The organism is Rhodoferax sp., assembly GCF_023700745.1.
GTDB lineage: Bacteria > Pseudomonadota > Gammaproteobacteria > Burkholderiales > Burkholderiaceae_C > Rhodoferax.
This window is the reverse complement of sequence record NZ_JAMPYG010000015.1, coordinates 57,385-77,951: the sequence shown is the minus strand read 5'-3', so window position 1 is coordinate 77,951 and position 20,567 is coordinate 57,385. Positions and strand designations below refer to the sequence as shown.

The 20,567-nt window shown below is 61.2% G+C and carries 17 protein-coding genes and 2 riboswitches; of the genes, 11 read left to right on the top strand and 6 right to left on the bottom strand.

Going from position 1 to position 20,567, the window contains the following annotated elements; genetic code table 11:
• Window positions 1–170: 170 nt before the first annotated feature.
• Window positions 171–2,033, bottom strand: coding sequence for a DNA helicase RecQ (recQ, locus tag NDJ10_RS12090; protein WP_296162532.1), 1,863 nt, complete (start codon window positions 2,031–2,033; stop codon window positions 171–173).
• Window positions 2,034–2,280: 247 nt separating this feature from the next.
• On the opposite strand from recQ, the gene NDJ10_RS12085 reads away from it, so the two are divergent.
• From NDJ10_RS12085 to NDJ10_RS12060, 6 genes are all read left to right on the top strand, one after another.
• Entirely contained in the window at window positions 2,281–3,222 is a 942-nt protein-coding gene (locus NDJ10_RS12085) for a rhodanese-like domain-containing protein (RefSeq protein ID WP_296162530.1), read from the top strand.
• 17 nt (window positions 3,223–3,239) lie between these two features.
• The gene (locus NDJ10_RS12080; protein WP_296162529.1) at window positions 3,240–4,313 is read left to right on the top strand and encodes a YeeE/YedE thiosulfate transporter family protein; all 1,074 of its coding nucleotides are present in this window, start codon (window positions 3,240–3,242) and stop codon (window positions 4,311–4,313) included.
• Window positions 4,314–4,325: 12 nt separating this feature from the next.
• On the top strand, window positions 4,326–4,493 hold the full coding sequence (locus tag NDJ10_RS12075) for a hypothetical protein (protein ID WP_296162527.1): 168 nt from the start codon (window positions 4,326–4,328) through the stop codon (window positions 4,491–4,493).
• Window positions 4,494–4,556: 63 nt separating this feature from the next.
• Complete coding sequence (locus tag NDJ10_RS12070) at window positions 4,557–5,603, top strand: homocysteine S-methyltransferase family protein (protein ID WP_296162525.1); 1,047 nt, start codon at window positions 4,557–4,559, stop codon at window positions 5,601–5,603.
• A 70-nt stretch (window positions 5,604–5,673) separates the two neighbouring features.
• Window positions 5,674–5,783: riboswitch (TPP riboswitch) on the top strand.
• 81 nt (window positions 5,784–5,864) lie between these two features.
• Complete coding sequence (locus tag NDJ10_RS12065; RefSeq protein WP_296162523.1) at window positions 5,865–7,118, top strand: MFS transporter; 1,254 nt, start codon at window positions 5,865–5,867, stop codon at window positions 7,116–7,118.
• Window positions 7,118–7,711, top strand: coding sequence for a hypothetical protein (locus NDJ10_RS12060; protein ID WP_296162521.1), 594 nt, complete (start codon window positions 7,118–7,120; stop codon window positions 7,709–7,711). Before NDJ10_RS12065 ends, NDJ10_RS12060 begins: the two co-directional genes overlap by 1 nt.
• 8 nt (window positions 7,712–7,719) lie before the next feature.
• Here the strand turns inward: NDJ10_RS12060 and NDJ10_RS12055 are convergent, their stop codons facing one another.
• Together NDJ10_RS12055 and NDJ10_RS12050 are read right to left on the bottom strand one after the other, a co-directional pair.
• On the bottom strand, window positions 7,720–8,358 hold the full coding sequence (locus tag NDJ10_RS12055) for an ATP-binding cassette domain-containing protein (protein ID WP_296162518.1): 639 nt from the start codon (window positions 8,356–8,358) through the stop codon (window positions 7,720–7,722).
• The gene (locus tag NDJ10_RS12050; protein WP_296162559.1) at window positions 8,351–8,635 is read right to left on the bottom strand and encodes a VF530 family protein; all 285 of its coding nucleotides are present in this window, start codon (window positions 8,633–8,635) and stop codon (window positions 8,351–8,353) included. Before NDJ10_RS12050 ends, NDJ10_RS12055 begins: the two co-directional genes overlap by 8 nt.
• Window positions 8,636–8,757: 122 nt before the next feature.
• Here NDJ10_RS12050 and NDJ10_RS12045 point away from each other — a divergent pair, with 122 nt between their 5' ends.
• Complete coding sequence (locus NDJ10_RS12045) at window positions 8,758–9,756, top strand: Gfo/Idh/MocA family oxidoreductase (protein WP_296162516.1); 999 nt, start codon at window positions 8,758–8,760, stop codon at window positions 9,754–9,756.
• An 83-nt stretch (window positions 9,757–9,839) separates the two neighbouring features.
• On the opposite strand, the gene NDJ10_RS12040 is transcribed toward NDJ10_RS12045, so the two are convergent.
• On the bottom strand, window positions 9,840–12,071 hold the full coding sequence (locus NDJ10_RS12040; protein WP_296162514.1) for an NADP-dependent isocitrate dehydrogenase: 2,232 nt from the start codon (window positions 12,069–12,071) through the stop codon (window positions 9,840–9,842).
• Window positions 12,072–12,241: 170 nt separating this feature from the next.
• Window positions 12,242–12,313: riboswitch (S-adenosyl-L-homocysteine riboswitch) on the top strand.
• A gap of 25 nt (window positions 12,314–12,338) precedes the next feature.
• On the opposite strand from NDJ10_RS12040, the gene metH reads away from it, so the two are divergent.
• Together metH and NDJ10_RS12030 are read left to right on the top strand one after the other, a co-directional pair.
• Window positions 12,339–15,140 carry a methionine synthase gene (gene metH / locus NDJ10_RS12035; RefSeq protein WP_296162512.1) on the top strand — a complete coding sequence of 934 codons (2,802 nt, stop codon included), beginning with the start codon at window positions 12,339–12,341 and terminating at the stop codon, window positions 15,138–15,140.
• A 25-nt stretch (window positions 15,141–15,165) separates the two neighbouring features.
• Window positions 15,166–15,522, top strand: a complete 357-nt coding sequence (locus NDJ10_RS12030; protein ID WP_296162510.1) for a hypothetical protein — start codon at window positions 15,166–15,168, stop codon at window positions 15,520–15,522.
• Here NDJ10_RS12030 and NDJ10_RS12025 read toward each other — a convergent pair.
• Window positions 15,512–16,747: an MFS transporter gene (locus tag NDJ10_RS12025; RefSeq protein WP_296162508.1), complete on the bottom strand. Its 1,236-nt coding sequence runs from the start codon at window positions 16,745–16,747 to the stop codon at window positions 15,512–15,514. The two genes, NDJ10_RS12030 and NDJ10_RS12025, sit on opposite strands and share 11 nt — an antisense overlap.
• 3 nt (window positions 16,748–16,750) lie before the next feature.
• A complete protein-coding gene (locus tag NDJ10_RS12020) occupies window positions 16,751–18,286 on the bottom strand; it encodes a YifB family Mg chelatase-like AAA ATPase (protein WP_296162506.1) in 1,536 nt (511 codons plus the stop codon).
• 253 nt (window positions 18,287–18,539) lie between these two features.
• Here NDJ10_RS12020 and glnK point away from each other — a divergent pair, with 253 nt between their 5' ends.
• Window positions 18,540–18,878: a P-II family nitrogen regulator gene (gene glnK, locus NDJ10_RS12015; RefSeq protein WP_296162503.1), complete on the top strand. Its 339-nt coding sequence runs from the start codon at window positions 18,540–18,542 to the stop codon at window positions 18,876–18,878.
• Window positions 18,879–18,906: 28 nt separating this feature from the next.
• Window positions 18,907–20,445, top strand: coding sequence for an ammonium transporter (gene amt / locus NDJ10_RS12010; RefSeq protein WP_296162500.1), 1,539 nt, complete (start codon window positions 18,907–18,909; stop codon window positions 20,443–20,445).
• The last annotated feature ends 122 nt before the right edge of the window (window positions 20,446–20,567 follow it).

Genomic DNA, 20,567 nt, shown 5'->3' with positions numbered 1-20,567 from the left:
GCTGAACAGTCAAGAAGCATGCCGACACCCCCGCAGATGATGCAATGAGGGGCGTCAGGACAAAGCTGGGGGCGCAGCGCAGGTACGCCAGGGCCAAGCTCCCCGGTCGCTGCAACCTGTGATCTGAATTTGATGCAAGAACATGCAAACAGTGTAGCAAAGATGCGGCTTTACCCTGCGGTCAGCGCTGGCGAGGTACCCGTGATCACCGCCAGCACCGCCTCGCCATAGGCTTCCAGCTTGCGCGTGCCCAGGCCGCTGATGTGCTGCAGATCCGCCAGCGACCGGGGCGCGCGCTCGGCAATCGCCGCCAGTGTGGCATCGTGAAAAATCACGTAGGCGGGCAGGTTGTGCGCTTTCGCCACCTCGGCGCGCCAGGACTTGAGGTTGATGAAACGCACCATGGCGTCCTGGCCCAGGTTGGCCGCCACCGGCGCCGGCGCGGTGCGGCTGCGGCTGCGTTTTTCGGGGCGCTGGTGGGTGGATTCACGCAGGCGCACCGGTACTTCGCCGCGCAGCACGGCGCGCGACGCTTCCGTGAGGTGCAGGGTGCTGAAGCCCTCGCTGGTGAAGACCTGCAAGGCACCGACAGCAATCAACTGGCGCATCACGGCGCGCAACTGGCTTTCGCTGTAATCGGCGCCCAGACCAAAGGTGCTGACAGTTTCGTGCCCGCGCTGCACCACTTTTTCGGTCCGTTTGCCGCGCACGATGTCCAGAGTGTGGCCGGCCCCGAACGAAACGCCACTGGTTTGCTGCAGCCGGTACACGGTGGAAAGCAGCTTGCGCGCGGCGTCGGTCGCGTCCCAGACCTCCGGCGGCTGCAGGCAGTTGTCGCAGTTGTGGCATTCACGGCTTTCCTCACCAAAGTAGCGCAGCAGGCGCACACGGCGGCAATCGGTGGCCTCGGCCAAGCCCAGCAGGGCGTCGAGCTTGCCGCGCATGACCTGTTTGAAATCTTCTTCGGCCGGGCTTTCGTCGATCATGCGACGCTGGTTGACCACGTCCTGCAGGCCGTAGCACATCCAGGCATCGGCGGCCATGCCATCGCGCCCGGCGCGGCCGGTTTCCTGGTAATACCCTTCAATGTTTTTCGGCATATCGAGGTGCGCGACAAAACGCACGTCGGGCTTGTCGATGCCCATGCCAAAGGCAATGGTGGCCACCATCACCACCCCTTCGCTGCGCAGAAACTGGTTCTGGTTGGCCTGGCGCACCCGGTAGTCGAGCCCGGCGTGGTAAGGCAAGGCATGGATGCCGGTTTGCGCCAGCAGGGCCGCCACCTCTTCGACCCGCTTGCGCGACTGGCAGTACACCACCCCGGCCTCGCCCGGATGTTCGCGCTCGATAAAACGCAACAACTGGGTGCTGGCGTCCTTTTTCTCCACGATGGTGTAGCGGATATTGGGCCGGTCAAAGCTGCTGACGAATTGGGCCGCCGCTTCCAGCTGCAGACGCTCCACGATGTCGGCACGGGTCAGCGCGTCGGCGGTGGCGGTGAGCGCCATGCGCGGCACCCCCGCATAACGCTCGTGCAGCACGGTGAGCGCACGGTACTCGGGGCGGAAATCGTGGCCCCACTGGCTCACGCAATGCGCTTCGTCAATGGCAAACAGGCTCAGCTGGCCGCGTTCGAACAGCGTATCGAGTTGCGCCAGAAAGCGCGGCGTGGTCACCCGCTCGGGCGCCGCATAAAGCAATGTAATTTCACCGCGCAGCAGCCGCTGCTCGGTCTGGTAGGCCTCCTCGCTGCTCAGCGTGGAGTTCAGGAAAGCCGCATTGACGCCGGCCTCGTGCAATGCACCCACCTGGTCGTGCATCAGCGCAATCAGCGGCGACACCACGATGGAAACGCCCTGCCCGGCCTGCTTTCGCGCGATCGCCGGGATCTGGTAGCACAGACTTTTGCCGCCGCCGGTAGGCATCAGCACCAGCGCGTCACCACCGGCCACCACATGGCTGATGATGTCTTGCTGCGGCCCACGAAAGCTCGGGTAGCCAAAAACCTCTTGCAGAATGGATTCGATGGACAAGGAATGGACGGTATGTTGATGGCAGCAAATACGAGGCAAGCTGCCATTTTGGATCACGGCAAATCAGGCGATTGTCCCGCATTGACAGCCGACCCTCAGGATGGACGGCCTGACATTGCCAAAGTCACGACAACAGACAAGACAGTCTTTTATTCCAAATAGAAATAAGCAAATTGAAAAAGTGTACTTCCATTGCTTATGGATATTCTCCATAATTCGATCCAACTTAACCTACATCAAAATTGCGATGAAACTATTTCTTGCCCTCCTCACCAGCCTGACGCTGTCTGCCGCGGCCAGCGCAGCGCAACCTTTGCTTAGCCCGAGCGAGCTTCAGAGCCGCCTGCAGGACACAACAGTTCGGGTAATCGATATTCGTGACCCCCAGTCTTACGCTGCCGGACATATAGCTGGCGCTGTCAACGCGCCTTATGGCCAGTGGCGCGGCCCAGCCAACAACCCGGGCGAATTACCGGCCCTACCCAAACTCACCGCCTTGGTGCAAAGCCTGGGTCTGACGCCTGCCAGCCACGCCGTGGTGGTGTCAAGCGGTGCTGACACCACCGATTTTGGTGGTTCGGCCCGCGTTTACTGGACCCTGAAGGTTCTGGGATTGAAGGAATTGTCGATTCTCAACGGCGGTGTCAAAGCCTGGGCACAAGCCGGGCTGCCGCAAGGCACCCAAGCTGTCAAGGTTGCAGCCAGCAGTTTTTCACCCAAGATTGATGCATCCCTGATCGCCACCAAGGAAGACCTGGTCCAGCACATCAAGTCGGGTGATGCGACGCTGGTTGATGCCCGCCCAGCCGCATTTTTCCTGGGTCAAACCCGCCATGCCAGCGCCAAATTGCCCGGCACCCTGCAAGGAGCGGTCCACCTGGACAATGGCAAATGGTTCACCCCGGGGACATCAAGCTTTGCAGCAACCGATCAAGCACGCCAGGTTGCTGCGTCCAGCCCGCTGAATCCGGCCCAGGAAACGGTGTCGTTCTGCAACACCGGGCATTGGGCAGCCACCAATTGGTTTGCCATGTCCGAAGTGCTGGGACAAAAGAACGTCAAGCTCTATCCCGGATCCATGGTGGACTGGACCCAGGACGCCAACGCCTTGCCAATGGACAACGTGCCGGGCCGGATTGAGCAATTGGCCATTGATGCCAAATTGTGGGCGGGTAAAACGTTCAATTAAGCGAACAGTATTTGTCCATGAAACGATTCTCCATGGCGGCCTTGCTGGCCGCCTTTTTCATTTTCCTGGCCTTGCAGGTGTCGATCCGGCAGGCCGTGCTGCTGCTCGTTGGCGCTGGCATGGGTGCGACCCTGGCAAGTGCCCGCTTTGGCTTCACCACCGGATGGCGACTGCTGGTTGAACAGCGCAACCCACAGGGCGTGACCGGGCAGATTGTGCTGCTGGCCGGCGCCAGCGTGTTGGCGCTACCGCTGCTGGCGCAGTTCCCCGAACTGCATGCCGCACTTGGTCCACCCAGCATCAGTCTGCTGGTAGGCGCGTTCTTTTTTGGCCTGACCATGCAGATTGCCGATGGCTGCGGCTCCGGCACGCTCTACAAGGCGGGCCTGGGTGTGCCCCTGAATATGGCCATATTGCCGTTGTTCACGCTGGGCAGCTTTCTAGGTTCTGCACACATCGACCGCTGGCTGGCACTGGGGCAAATCGAACCCGTCAGTTTGCCAGCCGAACTGGGCACACTGCCGGCTCTGGCGTTCACCCTGGGACTGCTGGGGCTGCTGCTGTTGTTGGTACGGGTCTGGGTGGGTACGGGCCGCACCTGGTTGGACAAGCGCTGGCTATGGGGCGCCGCGGCCTTGACCCTGCTGGCCACGCTGAACCTGCTCATCGCCGGGCAACCCTGGGGCGTCGTCTACGGATTTGGCTTATGGGCAGCAAAGGGAGCAGTGAGTTTGGGGCTATTCGACCCCAGCGCGAATATGTTCTGGAGCCAGGCCGGCAATGCCGAGCGACTCGGGCAGTCAGTGTTGCTGGACGTCACATCCATCACAAACATCGGTATTCTCGGTGGCGCCTTGTGGGTCTCTGCCAGCACGCCAGCCAGTGCCCAGGCCTTGACGGGACGGCAATGGCTGGTGGGACTGCTGGCCGGTTTTGTGATGGGCTACAGTTCGCGCCTGGCCTTTGGCTGCAACATCGGCGCGATGCTCAGCGGCATTTCCACCGGCAGTCTGCACGGCTGGATTTGGGTGCCGCTGGCCTTTGCAGGTACCCTGGTCGGCATCCGTGTGCGCCGCCATTATCAGTTTTGACGGAGAAGACACATGTCACAAAAATTCCGCATGCAACTGATATTCTGGCTGGTGCTAGGCACGTTTCTGGTCTGGGACTGGACAGCATCCCCCCCCATCAACCTTCGCCAGGAGCCGCCCCTGATCGCGGCGGGCTCCGGCCAGGCCGTCAGCGGCGGGCACTGTTCCATCGCCAAATGACGGCGCGGCAGCCGTTGCCTTGGGCCGGGGCCTTCGATACGGCCCACTTTCTACAATAGCCCCATGAACATACCTTCTTACACCCGCGGACAACAGTTGCCCGAGATATTGCAACACCGCATCATGGTGCTTGACGGCGCCATGGGCACCATGATCCAGCGCTTCAAGCTCGACGAAGCCCAGTACCGGGGCGAGCGTTTCAAGGACTTTCACAAGGATGTGAAAGGCAACAACGAACTCTTGAGCCTGACACGCCCGGATGTCATCCGCGACATCCACGAGCGCTACCTCGCCGCCGGTGCCGACCTGATCGAAACCAACACCTTTGGCGCCACCAGCGTGGCCCAGGCCGACTACGACATGGCCGACCTCGCCTTCGAGATGAACCTGGTCTCGGCCAGGCTGGCCCGTGCCGCCTGCAACAAGTTCTCCACCCCCGGCAAGCCGCGTTTCGTGCTGGGTGCCCTTGGACCCACGCCCAAAACCGCCAGCATCAGCCCCGACGTCAACGACCCCGGCGCCCGCAACGTCACGTTTGAACAGCTGCGCGCTGCCTATTACGAGCAGGTCGAAGCGCTGGTGCAAGGCGGTGCCGACGCGCTGCTGGTGGAAACCATTTTTGACACCCTCAACGCCAAGGCGGCGCTGTTTGCCATTGACGAATACTTTGAAGCCTCGGGTGAGCGCCTGCCCATCATCATCAGCGGCACCGTGACCGACGCCTCGGGTCGCATCCTGAGCGGCCAGACCGTGACCGCGTTCTGGCACAGCGTGCGCCACGCCCGGCCGCTGGCGGTGGGCCTGAACTGCGCCCTGGGGGCCGCCCTGATGCGCCCCTATATTCAGGAGCTGGCCAAGGCTGCGCCCGACACCTTCATCAGTTGCTACCCCAACGCCGGCCTGCCCAACCCGATGAGCGACACCGGCTTTGACGAAACCCCGGCCGACACCAGCCGCCTGCTGGGCGAATTTGCGGCAGAAGGCCTGGTCAACATCGTCGGCGGCTGCTGCGGCACCACGCCGGACCACATTGGCGCGATTCATGATGCCGTGGCCCCTCTGGCCGGTCGCCCCCTGCAGCGCGGTTATTTTTACAAAGAAACAGCTTAGCGGCAGGGTTCCAAGTGACCAGGTGCAGGGTGCGGCAAACCGGAAACTGCGCCATCACGTATTACAATGATTTCGCTTGTCGGGGTGCCCAAGACGAAAGTCGGGGCTGAGACCACCATCGTGGAACCCGCTGAACCTGATCGGGGTCATTCCCGCGTAGGGAACAACGCAATTTGGCTCCGGAACTGACACGTCACGTGTTGTGCAGACATACCGGAACCCCTGCAGGCATCTTCCACCACTCTGGAGACAGCCTTGGTCATGACCACACACCGCAGTGACACTGCCGACCTCACCCATCGATATCGCCCATCCAGCGGGACACCGCAACGCTGGAAAGTCTTATGGGCGACCTTCATCACCTATTTTTTCGATAGTTTTGACCTGATGGTGCTGGCCATCGCCATGCCGGTCCTGCTGAAGGTGCTTGCAATTTCTTTGCCCGAGGGCGGACTGCTTGGATCGGCGACGATGCTGGGCGCCATGATCGGAAGCATCCTCTTCGGACTGATTGCCGAAAACTACGGCCGCCGCTTCGCACTCGTGCTGGCACTGTGCTGGTTGGGCGTCGGCATGGGTGCGGTTTATTTCATCGATGGCTGGCTGCCGTGGATGGCGCTGCGATTTTTGACCGGGCTGGCCATCGGCGGCGTTTGGGGGCCGTGCGCTGCGCTGATCGCAGACCACTGGGCGCCCCAGTACCGCGGACGCGCTGTCTCGTTTGTGTTCAGCAGCTTCGCCATAGGTGCCATCGTTGCCGCACTGGTAGGCCGTTGGGTGATGGCCGTGCAATGGCAATGGCTTTTTGTCGCGGGTGCGGCGTCGATTCCGGCCGCCTTGCTGGTCCATCACCTGATTCCGCCAGACCGTCAAAGGACGCCCAGGAGCAGCCCAACAGCAAAGTCGGGCGTTAGCTTTGGCGCCATTTTTTCTGGCGGACTGGCCCGTATCACGCTGCCAGCCACGTTGATCAGCGTCGTGAATTTGGCAGGTTACTGGGGTGCGGCTTTCTGGATTCCGACCTTCCTGATCCAAGAGCGCGGGTTGAGCATGACGACCATGCTCGGATTTTCCTTTGTCATGTACGTGGGCATGTTCTTTGGGTTTCAGTTCTTCGGTTTGCTTGCCGACAAGATCGGGCGTCGCCGCGCGATGATGACCGCCTTTATCGTCTGTGCGATTTCCATCGCCATCTACATCGTTGTTCAGCATCCGATGTTTCTGTTCTGGTGGGGTGCGGTCGTTGGCTTTGCCCTGTGTGGCGCAGGCGGCATCCTGGGGGCGTATTACGCCGAACTGTTTCCCGCCCACTTGCGCGCCTACGCAGGGGGCTTTTGCTGGAACATGGGCCGCATCGGCGCCATGATGGCCCCCTTTACCATCGGCGTGATCGGTCAGACGAATGGCCTGCAAACGGGTCTGGCCGTAACCTGTGTGATCTACCTCGCTGGCGCCGTCATGCTGTTCTTGCTGCCAGAGACCTACCAGCCCAAAGAAGGTGTGGCGGACAAGTGATGAGCGAACTTCAAAACGAGGATTGCCTGGGCAAGCACCTGTTCATCATGGGCGATGTCAATACCGGCAAAACGACGCTTTGTCGCCAATGGCTGGTCCAACTGTGCCAGCAGGGTTTGGGAACACGCATCGCCCTCATCGATATGGCACCGCATATTCCGGAGGCATTGGCACTTGAACGGGGCCTGGTCGGTGCCGGTGGCAGCCTGCTGCCGCCGCCCGCCAGCGGTGTGCTCGACCTGCGCACACACCTCGATGCACCGCGACTGAGCTCCACCTCAGAAGCTGAGGCGATGGCAAAAGCCGTGCGCAATGCACATGCCATCGAAGCGCTGCTCGCGCAACTCCCGGGCAGCAGGCGCGACATCCTGTTCATCAACGATGTCACGCTGTATTTGCAAGCAGGCTTTGCCGCTGGGCTGCTCAAACACATTGCCAAGGCAGACATCAAGACCCTGGTGGTCAATGGCTATTGGGGCGAGCGACTGGGCGGCGGCGAGCTGACGCGCCGGGAAAAAGCCGAGACGCAACGCCTGCGGCAGTCTTTTGCGCGCCGGGGAAGGATTCTGGAACTCACACGTTGCTATGGTTAAACGGTATTTCAGGCCAAATCAATGCACGCGGCCAAGGGGATACCCTCTGGCGCTTCATGATCAGCAATGACAAAAGCCCGGTGGGGGTGGTGGGCCGCATCGGTCAGCACCGCATGCAGGAACATGACCGAGGGACGGTCCAGCGCGGCAAAAGGTTCGTCCAGCAGGGTCAGTGCTGCGCCGCTGGCCAAAGCGGCGGCCAGCAGCACTTTGCGCCTGGTGCCGGTCGAGAGCATGTACAGGCACTTGTCCAGCTGTGCCTGCAATGAAAAGCCTGCCACCAGGTCGGCCAGGTCGGTCGGACTGAAATTGGGATACAGCACCTCCAGCGAACTGAAAAAATGGCCCACCGGTATGGCGTCATGCGTATCGGCGCGAGGGTCGACCCTGAAAACCTGCCGGCAATAAGCCGCATGGGCGGTCGACAACGACACACCCTTGAGCGTGAGCGTTCCCTCGACAGGTGGGGAAAGACCTGCCAAAAGCAGCAAGGTCCTGGTTTTGCCGCTGCCTTCACCCCCGCGAACCAGGGTGAGCCCGGCCGGAATATCGAGAGACCTGTTTTCGAACAGCACGCGGTCAGGCAAGCAATACGTCACCCCCGCAAGTTGCAGGATGGGCGCGGCCTTGGGGGTTGCGTCACGCATGGCCGGCTTTTCCACGGCGCATCTCGCGCAACATAAAAAGATAAAGTCCTTCCACCTTCTCCCGCGCCCACGGCGTTTTGCGCAGAAACTTGAGGCTGGAGGCTATGCTGGGATCCAGCGTGAAGCAGCGTACCGGGATGCGTTGCGCCAAACCTGGCCAGCCATAGTGGGCCTGCAAGGCGGTCAGCATGGCTTCCAGAGTGATGCCATGCAAAGGATTGTTGGCTTGTTTGACAGGTGGTTGCGGCGCATCGGGAGGAAAGGGCGTGTTGTGCATGTCGGCATTTTGGCATTGCTGATTCGGGCCAGTTTCTACAATGTTTGTCGGTTTAGCGTGAACCACTTTTCGACCAGGTTCAGGGTGAACGGTTGCATCGTCAAGAAACAAAGGCAAGCATCATGAAAAAAGTCAACTGGGGTATTCTGAGTACCGCCAAAATCGGCCGCGAAAAAGTCATCCCGGCCATGCAAAAGGGGCAGTGGAGCCACATCGGCGCCATCGCCTCACGCTCGCTGGCGCAAGCACAAAAAGTAGCTCGCGAAATGGGTATCGCCAAGGCCTACGGCTCCTATGACGAGCTGTTTGCCGACCCTGACATTGAAGCCATCTACAACCCGCTGCCCAACGACCAGCATGTGGCCATGACGCTGGCCGCCGCCCGCGCAGGCAAACACGTGCTGTGTGAAAAACCCTTTGCCATGAACGCGCGCCAAGCCGAAGAACTGCGCGAAGTGGCGGGCAAGGTGCACATCATGGAAGCCTTCATGGTGCGGTTTCACCCGCAGTGGCTGCGCTCACGCGAGCTGGTGCGCAGCGGCGCCCTGGGTGAACTGCGCACGGTGCAGGCGTTTTTCTCGTATTTCAACCGCCAGCCTGACAACATCCGCAACCTGCCAGAAGTCGGTGGCGGTGCACTCTATGACATTGGCTGCTACGCCATTGTGGCGGGACGCTTTCTGTTTGAATCGGAGCCGCTGCGCGCGGTGGCCCTGATCGACCGGGACCCGGACTTTCAGACCGATCGCACGGTAACGGCCATTGTCGACTTTGGTGACGGGCGGCGGCTTGATTTCACGGTGTCGACCCAATCGGTGCCTTACCAGCGCGTGCAGGCCATTGGCACGAAGAAGCGCCTGGAGCTTGAGATTCCGTTCAACGCACCGCTAGGCGGGGCCACCCGGATTTTTGTGGACGATGCCAGTGCGCCCGGTGGCGCCTCAGCCGTGGCGGAAACCCTGTCTCCCTGCGACATGTACGCCCTGCAGGGCGATGCGTTCTCACAAGCGGTGCGCGGAGAAATCGACCTGCCCTATGGACTCGACGACGCCATCTCCAACATGCGCATCCTGGACGCCCTGTACCAGTCCGGCAGTAGCGGGCGCTGGGAAAACGTCTAGAGCACCAGCAAAAAGGGCAGAAGGATTCTCTCCCTCTGCCCTTGAACACCTGTGCCGTGGCACAGTTCAGCCCGATTCGACCATCAGCCTCGCATGGCGTTCAAGGCGGCATTGAAAGTGGCGCTGGGTCGCATCACCGCCTTGACCTTGTCGGCGTCGGCCAGGTAATAACCGCCAATGTCCACCGACTTGCCCTGCACCGCCTTCAGTTCGGCGGTGATTTGCGCCTCGTTGTCGGTCAGTGCCTTGGCCAGTGGCGCAAAATGCGCCTGCAGCTCCTTGTCCTCGGTCTGCCCGGCCAGTTCTTGCGCCCAGTACATGGCCAGATAAAACTGGCTGCCACGGTTGTCAAGCTCGCCGGTACGGGCAGAAGGTGACTTGCGGTTGTCGAGCAATTTTCCGGTGGCATCGTCAAGCGTTTTGGCCAGAATCGTGGCTTTCTTGTTGCCCGTTTTCAGCCCCAAATCCTCCAGTGACACGGCCAGTGCGAGGAATTCACCGAGCGAATCCCAGCGCAAATGGTTTTCCTCCACCAGTTGCTTGACATGCTTGGGCGCAGAGCCGCCGGCACCGGTTTCGTACATGCCGCCACCCGCCATCAGGGGCACGATCGACAGCATCTTGGCGCTGGTGCCGAGTTCCATGATCGGGAACAGATCGGTCAGGTAGTCGCGCAGGATATTGCCGGTGACCGAGATGGTGTCCATGCCACGGATGACCCGCTCCAGCGTGTAACGCATGGCGCGCACTTGCGACATGTGCTGGATGTCGAGACCCGTGGTGTCGTGCTCTTTCAGGTAAGTTTCGACCTTCTTGATCAGTTCGTTTTCATGCGGACGGTACGGATCCAGCCAGAAAATGGCCGGCATGCCGGAATTGCGGGCACGGGTGACGGCCAGCTTGACCCAGTCACGGATCGGCGCGTCCTTGACCTGGCACATGCGCCAGATGTCACCGGCTTCGACGTTTTGCGAGAGCAGCACTTCACCTGTGGCGATATCGACGATATTGGCCTGGCCATCTTCCGGCACTTCAAAGGTTTTGTCGTGTGAACCGTATTCTTCAGCCTGCTGCGCCATCAGGCCGACGTTAGGTACGGTGCCCATGGTCACCGGATCGAAATTGCCGTTGGTCTTGCAGAAGTTGATCATCTCCTGGTAGATGCGGGCAAAGGTGCTCTCGGGCATCACGGCCTTGGTGTCTTTCGGGCGGCCGTCAGCACCCCACATCTTGCCGCCGATGCGGATCATGGCGGGCATGGAGGCGTCGACGATCACATCGCTCGGCGAGTGGAAGTTGGTGATGCCCTTGGCCGAATCAACCATGGCCAACTCGGGCCGGTGTTCGTGGCAGGCGTGCAGGTCGCGTTCGATTTCCTCGCGTTTGGATTCGGGCAGGTGGGCAATCTTGTCGTACAGGTTGGACATGCCGTTGTTGACATTGACACCCAGTTCCTCAAACAACTTGGCGTGTTTTTCGAACGCTTCCTTGTAGAAAATCCGGACGCAGTGGCCGAAGACGATGGGGTGCGAGACCTTCATCATCGTCGCCTTGACGTGCAGCGAGAACATGACACCGGTCTGGCGGGCGTCTTCGAGTTGCTCTTCGTAAAACTCGCACAGCGCTTTTTTGCTCATGAACATGCTGTCGATGATCTCGCCCGCCAGCAGCTTGGTCAGGGGTTTGAGCACGGTGATCTTACCGCTTTTGCCGACCAGTTCCATCCGGACGTCACGCGCCTTGTCCAGCGTCATCGACTTTTCACCGTGGTAAAAATCGCCATGCGTCATGTGTGCGACGTGGGTGCGTGACGCCATGCTCCACTTGCCCATGGAATGCGGGTTCTTGCGGGCGTAACGCTTGACGGCCAATGGCGCACGACGGTCCGAGTTGCCTTCGCGCAGCACCGGATTGACGGAGCTGCCCAGGCACCTGGAGTAGCGTGTCTTGATGCTCTTTTCTTCGTCTGTCTTCGGGTTTTCAGGGAAATCAGGAATTTTGTAGCCGCGCGCTTGCAATTCCTTGATGGCGGCGGTCAATTGCGGCACGGACGCGCTGATGTTCGGCAACTTGATGATGTTGGTGTCTGGCAGCAGCGTCAGGCGACCCAGCTCAGCCAGCGTGTTCGGCACTTTTTGCGCGTCGGACAGGTAGTCGGGGAACTCAGCAAGGATACGGGCGGCCACTGAAATGTCACTTTTTTCAATGTCGATTCCCGCCGGCGCGGTGAACGTGCGGATGACAGGAAGAAAAGAACACGTCGCCAGTAAGGGGGCCTCGTCAGTGAGCGTGTAGATGATTTTTGGATTTGCCATGGATGTCCTCGTGCTTCTTGGTTGGTTGGTTCGTTGCAACACAACACTATAGAGCGAATCTCTGTCACGAACCTTATGGTAGATCTACTTTTTGCGAGATGAAATGCCTTTGGTTCGCCAAGTCGACCGGTTTGCAAACGCGTAGCCACATAAAACATCTAAAATCAACCCCCTCCAAGGAGCGTTGCAGCAAGCTTAAGCAGCTTGTCAGGCTTGGATACTCACAACGACGCTCACCTGATTATTTGATGTTTACAGGTGAGTTGCATGACCGATATGAATGTCCCCCCCATGAAGTTGTCCGGCCTGGAGCCGTTGACGATCGGTGTCCTGCCGTCGGCTGAGGCGTTTCAACCCGCTGGGGACAGCGCCAAAGAGCCATCCCCAAGCCCTCAGACAGCCACGTTTGTCAACGTGGGCGAACGCACCAACGTGACCGGCTCCAAGGCCTTTGCCCGCATGATCCTGAATGGCGACTATGAACAGGCGCTGAGCGTGGCGCGCCAGCAGGTCGAAAACGGCGCCCAGATCATCGACATCAACATGGACGAGGCCATGCTCGACAGCCAGGCCGCCATGGTGCGTTTCCTGAACCTGATTGCCTCCGAGCCCGACATCTCGCGCGTCCCGGTGATGATTGATTCGAGCAAATGGAGCGTGATCGAGGCCGGCCTGCGCTGTGTACAGGGCAAGGCGGTGGTCAATTCCATCAGCATGAAGGAAGGCGTGGCAGCCTTCAAACAGCAGGCTAAGCTGCTGCGCCGCTACGGCGCCGCTGCGGTGGTGATGGCGTTTGACGAACAGGGCCAGGCCGACACCTACGAGCGCAAGATCCAGATCTGTGAACGCGCCTACCGCATTCTGGTCGACGAGGTGGATTTCCCGCCGGAAGACATCATTTTTGACCCCAACATCTTCGCCATCGCGACCGGCATTGAAGAACACAACAACTACGCGGTCGACTTCATCAACGCCACACGCTGGATCAAGCAGCACCTGCCTGGTGCCAAGGTGTCCGGCGGCGTGTCCAACGTGAGCTTTTCTTTCCGCGGCAATGATCCGGTGCGCGAAGCCATCCACACCGTGTTCCTGTACCACGCGATCAAAGCCGGCATGGACATGGGCATCGTCAACGCCGGCATGGTCGGCGTCTACGACGACCTGGAACCCGAACTGCGCGAGCGCGTCGAAGACGTGGTGCTGAACCGACGCCCGGACGCCGGTGAGCGCCTGGTGGAAATTGCCGAGACGGCAAAAAGTGGGGCCAAGGATGCGTCGAAAAAGCTCGAATGGCGTGGCACCCCTGATCACCCGATCGGCGTGGAGCAACGCCTGAGTCACGCCATGGTGCACGGCATCACCGACTTTATTGTCAGCGACACCGAAGAAGCCTACCAGGCCATTGTGGCCAAGGGCGGGCGGCCGCTGCATGTGATCGAAGGCCCGCTGATGGCCGGCATGAGCGTCGTCGGCGACCTGTTCGGCCAGGGCAAGATGTTTTTGCCGCAGGTGGTGAAAAGCGCGCGCGTGATGAAGCAGGCGGTGGCGCACCTGATTCCGTACATCGAAGAAGAAAAATTGCGCGATGAAGCGGCAGGTCGCGACGTGCAGACCAAGGGCAAGATCATCATCGCCACCGTCAAGGGCGACGTGCACGACATCGGCAAGAACATCGTCACCGTGGTCTTGCAATGCAACAACTTTGACGTCGTCAACATGGGCGTGATGGTGCCCTGCCACGAGATCCTGGCGCGCGCCAAGGCCGAAGGCGCCGACATCATCGGCCTGTCGGGCCTGATCACGCCCAGCCTGGAAGAAATGGCCTATGTCGCTGGCGAGATGCAGAAGGACGACTACTTCCGTATCCGCAAAATTCCGCTGCTCATTGGCGGCGCCACCACCAGCCGGGTGCACACCGCCGTCAAGATTTCGCCGCACTATGAAGGCCCGGTGGTCTATGTGCCCGATGCCTCGCGCAGCGTGGGCGTGGCGCAGAATCTGCTGGGCGAGGGGATTGGCAGTTTTGTGGAAGAACTCAACACCGACTACGCGCGCGTGCGCCAGCAGCACGCCAACAAAAAGCAGACGCCGCTGTGGCCACTGGCCAAAGCGCGTGCCAACAAGACGCCGGTGGAGTGGTCCGGCTACCAGCCGACGACACCCAAATTCATTGGCCGGCGCGTCTTCAGGAACTTTGATCTGGCCGAATTGGCGCAATATATCGACTGGGGTCCGTTCTTCCAGACCTGGGACCTGGCCGGGCCGTTTCCGGCGATCCTGGACGACGAAGTGGTCGGTGCCGAGGCCAAAAAGGTTTATGCCGACGGCCAGGCCATGCTGAAGAAAATCATCGAAGGACGCTGGCTGACTGCCAATGGCGTGCTTGGCATTTACCCTGCCAACAGCGTCAACGACGACGACATCGCGCTTTATACGGACGAGAACCGCAACACCGTCGCCATGACCTGGTACGGCCTGCGCCAGCAAGCGGCCAAGGAAGAGATCGACGGCGTCATGCGCCCAAGCCGCTGCCTGGCCGACTTTGTGGCGCCCAAAACCGCCGCGTCAGACTATGTCGGCGTCTTTGCGGTCACCGCCGGCATCGGCAGCGAGAAAAAGGAAGCGCAGTTCCTGGCGGCCCACGACGACTACAGCGCCATCCTGTTCAAGTCGCTGGCCGACCGGCTGGCCGAAGCCTTCGCCGAATGCCTGCACAAAAAGGTGCGCGCCGACCTGTGGGGCTACGCGGCGCAGGAATCGCTGGCGGCCACCGAGCTGATTGCAGAAAAATACCAGGGTATTCGCCCGGCGCCCGGTTACCCGGCCTGCCCCGACCACAGCGTGAAAAAAGACATGTTCGCACTGCTGCATTGCGAAGACATCGGCATGACGCTGACCGAAAGCCTGGCCATGAACCCGGCGGCCAGTGTCAGCGGCTTCTACCTCGGCCACCCTGACAGCACCTATTTCAACGTCGGCAAAATTGGTGACGACCAGCTCAAGGATCTGGCAGCGCGGCGCGGCATGAACGAGCGCGATCTGCAGCGCCTGCTGGCGCCGAATTTGTGACCCCCTGGAGGATCAGGAGAAATCCATGGCGACACCGCGCAGTACCCCCGCCCAAACAGGTAGCAACACAGCCCTGTGGGCCGCGGTGGCCGTCGTCATGGTCATCGTGCTGGCCATGGGTGCGGCGCTGATCCGCATCCAGGCCCAGCCCCAGGAACCGCGCTTGGTGGTGTTGCCCGCCAGCACCGCGCCCGCAGTTAATGCACCGGTATCGGCAGCGGCAAACAGCGCCGCCACTGGCCCGGCCACAACGGCAGCCCCAGGGCAACCGGCATCCGCTACGGAAAGCAGTGGCACGCAGGCCAACGTACCCCAGACGGTTCACTTGCGCGCGTCCGAGCCTGCTGTGGCACGCGCGCCGGCGCCCGGCGTCAGCCGCTGAACCCTGACGACTCCGGGTTGGCCTGGCGCAAATGCAGGCGCTGCACCAGCATCAGGGCGGCCACGCCCACGCCGCTCAGGCCCAACAACAACCACAGCCCATGGCTGTAACCGGCCTGGGGTGACCACATCAGCCCCAGCAACAGCGGTGCCGCCGCCCGTGCCAGCGCCAGCGGCACACCCAGAGCGCCGTTGAGCGTGGCGACATGGTCCCGGCTCACATACTCGGCAATGGCCGTTCCCTTGACGATGGTTAGCATGCCATTGCCGAGCCCGTAGAGCAGCACAAACAGGACCACCACGGCGACCTGCCATGCGCCAGTCGTTGGTGCCAGCAACAGCGCCAGCACACCCAGCGGAATCAGCAGCGGCACCAGCCGGTTCACCCGGTGCAGGTCTGCATGGTGCTCAAAGAAATACAGCAACAGGCGCCCAAGCACCTGCACCGCGCCAATGGCGGCGGGCAGCGCAATCACCCAGAACTCGGGCAAGGCGTTTTCACGCAGCAAACTCACCATGTGCGCCGGAATGGCCACCGTCACCGACATCATCAATACCGTGAAGACACCCACCAGCAGAAAGGGCGCACTGCGCAACAAAGGCCGCAAACTGCTTGCACGGTCATCCGCGTTGTGCGCCACAGACTTCCTGCGTGCAGGCGCCCCGCGCAAAGTGAGCCAATGCAGCGGCGCACACACCAGCAGGTGCAAACCAGCCAGCCCCACGAGGGCATCACGCCAACCCAACACCTGCATGAGCCAGGCCGTCAGCGGAATAAACACCGTGCTGGCCAAACCACCCAAAAAAGTCAGTGTGATGATGGCGCGGCGAAAGTCATTTGGAAAGCGTCGGGTCAGCAGAGCAAAAACCGGCGAATACAACACCGCCGCCATGGCCGCCCCCAAACCCAGCCAGACCGCATACAACCCGGTCAGGCCGGTCACCACGCTGTGCAAGACCAGGCACAGCCCGGCCAGCAGGGAGCCTGCCGTCATCACGGCACGCTCATGGCCGCGGTCAATCCAGCGGCCCACCGGGTAGGCCATCAGGCCCTCCGCCAGCAAGCCCAGGCTGAACGCCAGCGACACTTCAGCCCGGCTCAGGCCCAAGTCGCGTTCCAGCGGCTCGATCAGCAGGGAAAACAGGTAGAAAACACTGCCCCAGCTGATGAGCTGCGCCAGCGACAGGCGCAGCACAAAGGCAGCATCAAAACGGTTCGATGACATGCTTTAGCTGGTACGCATGGCCCGCCGGTACTGCATGGCCTCGGCCACATGGGTGACCTGGGTGCTGCGGGCAGCGGCCAGATCGGCGATGGTGCGCGCCACCTTGAGCGCCCGGTGCACGCTGCGTGCCGACCAGCCCAGGCGGGTGGCCGCCACGTTGAGGAATTTGGCCGCTGCCTCGTCCAGCAACAGATGCTGCTCCAGCGCCCCTCCCTGCAAGGCCTGGTTGGTCACCCCCTGACGCGCCAGCGAGCGCTCGCGTGCCGCAAGGCAGCGCGCGCGGATGTCGGTGCTGGACTCGCCAGCGGGCGCCTGCAGCAGTTCGGTGCTGGCCACTGCGGGCACGTCCACATGCAGGTCAATGCGGTCCACCAGCGGACCGCTGAGCTTGCCCTGGTAGCGCGCCACCTGGTCGGGCGTGCAGCGGCAGGACTTTTGCGTTGAGCCCAGATAGCCGCACGGGCACGGGTTCATGGCGGCGATCAACTGGAACTGGGCCGGAAAATCGGCGCGCTGCGCCGCCCGGGAAATAGTGATACGTCCGGTTTCAAGCGGCTCGCGCAGGGCCTCCAGCGCGGCACGCGAAAACTCGGGAAATTCGTCGAGAAACAGCACGCCATGGTGCGCCAGTGAAATTTCGCCCGGGCGCGGCGGCGAACCACCACCCACCAGCGCCACCGCACTGGCAGTGTGGTGCGGGTGGCAGGTCGGCCGCTGCGCCCATTGCGCCAGCGCGAAACGCCCGCCCAGGCTGGCAATGGCGGCGCTTTGCAGCGCCTCATCGGTGCTCATGGGCGGCAACAGGCCGGCAAAACGCTGCGCCAGCATCGACTTGCCCGAGCCTGGCGGCCCCGTCAGCAGCAGGCTGTGGCCACCGGCTGCGGCAATCTCGAGCGCCCGTTTGGCACCCAGTTGGCCCTTGACATCGGCCATATCAAGGTAGTGCGCTTCCTGCATTTGCGTCACCGCGCTGACGCGACTCCAGCCGCTGGCGGGTTCAACAGGGGGGGTATCCGCCGCCTGCGGCAGGAAATACTGCACCACGTCGAGCAAATGCTGCGCCCGGTAAACCTGCGCGTCAGGTACCAGCGCGGCTTCTTCGGCGCTGCCCGGCGGCAACACCAGCCGGGTCACGACATGACTGGCGTGTAATGCCAGGCTCATGGCCAGCGCGCCACGCACCGCGCGCAGTTCGCCCGACAGCGACAGTTCACCGGCAAACTCATACCCCGCCAGCTTGCTGGCATCGATCTGGCCGCTGGCCGCCAGGATGCCCAGCGCAATCGGCAGATCAAAACGGCCAGAATCCTTGGGCAGGTCGGCGGGTGCCAGATTGACCGTGATTTTTTTGTTGCTGGGAAACTCCAGACCAGAATTTTGCAAGGCCGAGCGAACCCGCTCGCGCGCTTCCTTGACCTCCACGTCGGCCAGACCCACCAGCGTGAAACTGGGCAGCCCATTGGCCAGATGCACCTCGACGGTGACCGCAGCAGCCTCCAGCCCCAGCAAGGCCCGGCTCTGCACCAAAGACAAACTCATGGCGTCACCTCACATAAAAAAGTGCGTTTACCGCCAACAGGCAAACAAAATACGCACCTTTATGGTGCAAACTGTTTATTTATACAGACATCTTAGCGCAAAGTGCCGCACCCAGGGCAACGGCCGGATCGACATGGCTGGAAAAGGATCTGGCATGAACCCTGCTTAACAAGCCTGTCCATTTAACCGTTGGGTGGCTTATGAAGCCTCAATCACCCGGTACCAATGACGTTTACCTATCCAAGGAGTCTGCATGAAACTTGTTACCGCCATCATCAAACCCTTCAAGCTCGATGAGGTGCGCGAAGCGCTCTCCAGCATCGGCGTGCAGGGCATCACCGTGACCGAAGTCAAGGGCTTTGGTCGCCAAAAAGGCCACACCGAGCTCTACCGCGGTGCCGAGTATGTGGTGGACTTTTTGCCCAAAGTCAAAGTCGAAGCCGCCGTGGCCGACGAACTGGTCGAAAGTGTCATCGAGACCATCGAGGGCGCGGCGCGCACCGGCAAGATCGGCGACGGCAAGATTTTTGTCACGCCCATCGAGCAGGTCATCCGCATTCGTACCGGTGAAACCGGCGTGGAAGCGCTCTAACCAACAAACCAGACATGAGATCATCAACATGAAAAAACTACTTGCCTCCCTGACCCTGGGTTTGAGTCTGTTGCTTGGCAGCACCGCCATGGCCCAAACCCCTGCGGCACCCGCCGCCTCCGAAGCAGCGCCCGTCGCTGCCATGGCCGAAGCCAAACCGGCTGAAGCCCCCGCTGCCGCACCGGCAGTTGCGCCTGCCGCACCGGCCGTCGCAGAAGCGGCACCAGCCCCGGTTCCGAACAAGGGCGACACCGCCTGGATGATGGTTTCCACCCTGCTGGTGATCTTGATGACCGTCCCTGGCCTGGCACTGTTCTATGGTGGCCTGGTGCGCTCCAAGAACATGCTGTCGGTGCTGATGCAGGTCATGGTCACGTTCTCGATGATCGTGGTGCTGTGGTTCATCTACGGCTACAGCCTGGCGTTTACCGAGGGCAACGCGTTCTTTGGCGGCTTTGACCGGCTCTTCATGGCCGGGATCTGGGACAACGCTGCGGGCACCTTTGCCAATGGCGCTACCTTCAGCAAGGGCGTGGTCATTCCCGAGATCGTGTTCGCGGCTTTCCAGGCCACCTTTGCCGGCATCACCGGCGCCCTGATCGTGGGTGCCTTTGCCGAGCGCATGAAGTTTTCAGCCGTGCTGATGTTCATGGTGCTGTGGTTCACTTTCAGCTACGCCCCGATTGCCCACATGGTGTGGTTCTGGATGGGCCCTGACGCTTACACCGCCGCCGACTTGGTGGACGGCCTCAATGCCAAAGCCGGTTACATCTGGCAGTCTGGCGCGCTCGACTTTGCTGGCGGCACCGTGGTGCACATCAACGCCGCTGTAGCGGGCCTGGTCGGTGCCTACATGGTGGGCAAACGTATCGGCTATGGCAAGGAATCCATGGCACCGCACAACCTGACGCTGACCATGGTTGGCGCATCACTGCTGTGGGTCGGCTGGTTTGGCTTCAATGCGGGTTCTGCGCTGGAAGCCAACGGTTTTGCCGCCCTGGCCTTCATCAACACCTTTGGCGCTACCGCGGCGGCAGTGCTGGCCTGGTGCATCGGCGAGGCGCTGATGCGTGGCAAGGCGTCCATGCTGGGTGCGGCCTCCGGTTGCGTGGCGGGTCTGGTGGCCATCACCCCGGCCGCCGGTAACGTCGGCATCGGCGGTGCACTCATCATCGGTTTCCTGGCTGGTTTTGCCGGTCTGTGGGGCGTGAACGGCCTGAAGAAACTGCTCGGCGCTGACGACTCGCTCGACGTGTTTGGTGTGCACGGTGTCTGCGGCATCCTGGGTGCCATCCTGACCGGCGTCTTCAACAGCCCGGCCCTGGGCGGCCCTGGCTACGTGGCCGATTGGGTCACCGCGTCCATGGTGACGGCCGACAACTTCTCCATTGCATCGCAAGTCTGGATTCAAACCAAGGCGGTATTGACCACCGTGATCTGGTCTGGTGTGGTGTCGTTCATTGCCTTCAAAATCGTTGACCTGACGATTGGTCTGCGTGTGTCTGAAGAGCATGAGCGCGAAGGTCTGGACGTCACATCGCACGGCGAAACGGCTTACAGCCGCTAATCAGTATTCCCTTGCGGGATGAAACCCACTGCGGCTTCGGCTGCGGTGGGTTTTTTATTGGTGCAAGGCGACTGCCCGCTTGATGGCTGACTCACTTACCATTGAATCCATTGCCAGGCTGA

Bases quoted from the DNA above. Each gene is read 5' to 3' on its own strand.
- NDJ10_RS12025 (WP_296162508.1), bottom strand. From the start codon at position 16,747: ATGTCATCGAACCGTTTTGATGCTGCCTTTGTGCTGCGCCTGTCGCTG.
- NDJ10_RS12060 (WP_296162521.1), top strand. From the start codon at position 7,118: ATGAGCGAACTTCAAAACGAGGATTGCCTGGGCAAGCACCTGTTCATC.
- NDJ10_RS12085 (WP_296162530.1), top strand. From the start codon at position 2,281: ATGAAACTATTTCTTGCCCTCCTCACCAGCCTGACGCTGTCTGCCGCG.
- amt (WP_296162500.1), top strand. From the start codon at position 18,907: ATGAAAAAACTACTTGCCTCCCTGACCCTGGGTTTGAGTCTGTTGCTT.
- NDJ10_RS12075 (WP_296162527.1), top strand. From the start codon at position 4,326: ATGTCACAAAAATTCCGCATGCAACTGATATTCTGGCTGGTGCTAGGC.
- NDJ10_RS12040 (WP_296162514.1), bottom strand. From the start codon at position 12,071: ATGGCAAATCCAAAAATCATCTACACGCTCACTGACGAGGCCCCCTTA.
- NDJ10_RS12045 (WP_296162516.1), top strand. From the start codon at position 8,758: ATGAAAAAAGTCAACTGGGGTATTCTGAGTACCGCCAAAATCGGCCGC.
- NDJ10_RS12030 (WP_296162510.1), top strand. From the start codon at position 15,166: ATGGCGACACCGCGCAGTACCCCCGCCCAAACAGGTAGCAACACAGCC.
- NDJ10_RS12070 (WP_296162525.1), top strand. From the start codon at position 4,557: ATGAACATACCTTCTTACACCCGCGGACAACAGTTGCCCGAGATATTG.
- NDJ10_RS12050 (WP_296162559.1), bottom strand. From the start codon at position 8,635: ATGCACAACACGCCCTTTCCTCCCGATGCGCCGCAACCACCTGTCAAA.
- NDJ10_RS12080 (WP_296162529.1), top strand. From the start codon at position 3,240: ATGAAACGATTCTCCATGGCGGCCTTGCTGGCCGCCTTTTTCATTTTC.
- metH (WP_296162512.1), top strand. From the start codon at position 12,339: ATGACCGATATGAATGTCCCCCCCATGAAGTTGTCCGGCCTGGAGCCG.
- glnK (WP_296162503.1), top strand. From the start codon at position 18,540: ATGAAACTTGTTACCGCCATCATCAAACCCTTCAAGCTCGATGAGGTG.
- NDJ10_RS12020 (WP_296162506.1), bottom strand. From the start codon at position 18,286: ATGAGTTTGTCTTTGGTGCAGAGCCGGGCCTTGCTGGGGCTGGAGGCT.
- NDJ10_RS12055 (WP_296162518.1), bottom strand. From the start codon at position 8,358: ATGCGTGACGCAACCCCCAAGGCCGCGCCCATCCTGCAACTTGCGGGG.
- NDJ10_RS12065 (WP_296162523.1), top strand. From the start codon at position 5,865: ATGACCACACACCGCAGTGACACTGCCGACCTCACCCATCGATATCGC.